The 1102-nt window shown below is 33.8% G+C and carries 1 protein-coding gene; it reads right to left on the bottom strand.

What is annotated here, in order from left to right; all coding sequences use genetic code 11:
• Nucleotides 1-197 (bottom strand): AAA family ATPase (locus ACFIL8_RS10760; RefSeq protein ID WP_375689769.1); only part of this gene is annotated, 197 nt, incomplete at its 3' end.
• Nucleotides 198-1102 lie beyond the last annotated feature (905 nt).

Raw genomic sequence — 1102 nt, 5'->3', positions numbered from 1 at the left:
GAACGCAAAACCTGCGCCGCCTTCCCTGTAAAAGCAGCAAATTGAACAGAACCATCAACTGTCTCTGCAAAATAGCGTGCAAGCGTCGTCTTACCCGTCCCCGCATAGCCAAAAAGGCGAAAAAGAGGAAAACGCCCTTCCTTCAACCACGCGGCAACAGCCTTCAATGCATTATCCTGTTCCGGCGAAAACTGCATAGCTTACCAACATAAGATTTGCATAAAAAGAGCAGTATTTTGAAAAAAAACGACTATCAAGAAAAACCTTTTTATTAAGAATTGCTGACACACGCCCATCTAACAACTTTCGTAGCACAATTATCAATTATTTACCCATTGTTTTTTCAAGATATTGTAACAATCTAAATTTTATCTATACATCGATCTTCTTGGTAACACCTTATGCGTATCAAATAAAATATCATTTTTTACAACAGTAACACCAACAATGGAAGATGCATATCTTAAATTTAAAATAACACCTATATACGCTTTTTCTAACCAAAATTTAGAATGAGAAAAAGAGCATTGCAATTGCAAAACCCTCACTAGAAAAAATGTCCTTAACAGGATAAAAATAATGTAATTTTTGAACGCTATTTTACACAATCAATCAGCTTTCTTGCACATAAAAATAAAGTACATCCACTATTACGAAATAATAATTAAATATATCAAAAACCTTTTAGCAGAAATAAAAATAGCTCTCAACAAAACGACTTAATCCTATGATGATACACCTATAAAGTTCCTATCTCCCTCTCATCATGATTTTAATAAATTTACTCTTCATGCTACAAATAAGTGATATCTCAACGAATAAAGAGAGACATCACACTTATATGAAGCACGCTTTATCTCGCACAAATATGTAGCTTTTTCTGTTTCAACAATAAAATATGGTTCGTAAGTATGGCCTTCTTGGTAGTCTATTATAGAAAACTGGGACATGGCTTCAGTCCAGCGTAGCGCTTCAGGTTCGTCCTCTAGAATATGAGAAAAGCGCAATTCTCCATCTATTGAGTTAAACTTTTTCTTTTTGTCGCAATGTTTTAAAGTTTATAAAAACTAACTGATTAATGCTATTCTTATTGCTAGAAATA

The sequence above is a fragment of the Bartonella sp. AP57NXGY genome (assembly GCF_042195805.1).
GTDB lineage: Bacteria > Pseudomonadota > Alphaproteobacteria > Rhizobiales > Rhizobiaceae > Bartonella.
This window is presented reverse-complemented; position numbering and strand designations above follow the sequence as displayed.